This is a genomic window from Wolbachia endosymbiont of Drosophila leontia (genome assembly GCF_028981785.1).
GTDB lineage: Bacteria > Pseudomonadota > Alphaproteobacteria > Rickettsiales > Anaplasmataceae > Wolbachia > Wolbachia pipientis.
The window spans coordinates 1-1,733 of record NZ_JAPQLK010000168.1; the positions used below are offsets into that span (position 1 = coordinate 1).

Sequence of the window (1,733 nt, forward strand, 5' to 3'; positions counted from 1 at the left end):
ATAGAAATTTTTTATAACAAACAACGTCACTATTAACTATTGCATTCCAGAACAATTTGATGCATCATTCCTTTTGTAAAAAACATTCCACGCTTTCTCTCCACTTTTTCTGGGTAAGGTCACTGACTCAATACCCAGTCAATATCCTTTCCACCAGTTCTTTTACTGCCGGTACGTAGCCATTCTCATAAAATGGATCTTGCTTAAATTTGTACACATTGTGCCCGGAAAACATGAGTTCGTTCTCAATATCACCACCCTGTATAATGTTTTGCAGTGTTTTTTGTATGCAAAAACTACGCGGATCTGGCTTTCGTCCTGTTGAATGATCACCATGATCTTTCCAATTGCTAAACAAACAATGACTTAAGCATCCCACACAATTGATTTGATCTTGTCTTATCTCTGTAAACCTGCCTGGCGTCACAAAAATAACAGTTGTATCTGGAGTTTTCATTGCTTCTGTATACCCTGCTTTAGTCCATGTATTTGCCAGTTCTTTGTCTTTTGCAGTAAGGTAGATCTTTCTACCTCTGCTACCCATTGCAAATTCATTATTAAATTCTTCGCTAGCATTTTCTGAAAACTTTATTTGACGTGAATTCCGTTCCTGCAACTCACGTATGAAGTTATTTTTTACTGCAGATGAGTAAAACCCTGTTGGACTGAATTTATTTAAAAATACATCACCTTCTTCTAAAGTGAGTAGCTTCTTTTTCCACTCTGCAGAAATTGGGCTTTCTTTCGTCAAAAGTGGACGAGTGCCAAACTGAAAAGCTATTGGTCCAATTTGCAGATTGTCAAACCAATGTTCCCAATCTTTCAAATGCCACACTCCTCCTGCCATAACAATTGGTGTTTCTGAAAGACCGATCTCGTTCATGAAAGATCTAAGCTCTGCAACTCTTTCAAATGGAGCCTGTGGTAGCTCTGGGTCTTCACTGTTACTCAGTCCATTGTGCCCTCCAGCAAGCCATGGATCTTCATACACTACTCCACCAAGCAAATAGGAAGATATTCTTTGGTAAGCACGCTTCCATAATGCTTTAAAAGCACGCACCGATGAGATAATAGGGTAATAATAAACCTGATATTTAGCTGCAATTTCTCCAAGCCTATAAGGCATACCAGCACCGCAGGTAATACCATGAATCAAACCTTTCGCTCCTTCTAATATGCCATGAAGCACGCGTTCTGCTGCTCCCATCTCCCAAAGTACATTCATGTGTATTCTTCCATGACCTTTTGATATTTCATTTGCTATTCTTGCCTGACTAATTCCAGCTTCAATACTATACTCAATCAATTCACTATGCTTTTCATTTCTTGTTTTGCCTTTATAAATTAGTGGCACTAACTCGCCATTATCATCAATAAGCTTAGCATTTGCACCAGAAAATGTACCCACAGCATCTGCTGCAGCAAATGCTCCGCTTGATCTTCCATCACTAACTGCAATGCCTTTGCCGCCCTCGATGATTGGCCACACTTCCTTTCCTGAAATTACTATCTTTTTTATCTTATTTTTCAAAACTTCCTCGCAATCTTTCACTCTATTTTACTTAATTACTAAAAAAATGATAGCTGTTTATTTTTTCTTGTATCATTAAAGCTTCTATAGCTGCTCATGCTGTTGTAGTTTGAGAGCAGTTCCCATCGGAAGGGTGTCATTCCAGTGCTTGACACTGGAATGGCTTTGTTGCATCGCTCTTCGGATAGTAGGTAACGTACAA

1 protein-coding gene is annotated in these 1,733 nt (G+C 38.9%); it reads right to left on the reverse strand.

The annotated features are described in order from the left end of the window. Nucleotides 1-127: 127 nt before the first annotated feature. Entirely contained in the window at nucleotides 128-1,531 is a 1,404-nt protein-coding gene (locus OZD63_RS05740; RefSeq protein WP_275008351.1) for an NAD(P)H-dependent flavin oxidoreductase, read from the reverse strand. Nucleotides 1,532-1,733 lie beyond the last annotated feature (202 nt).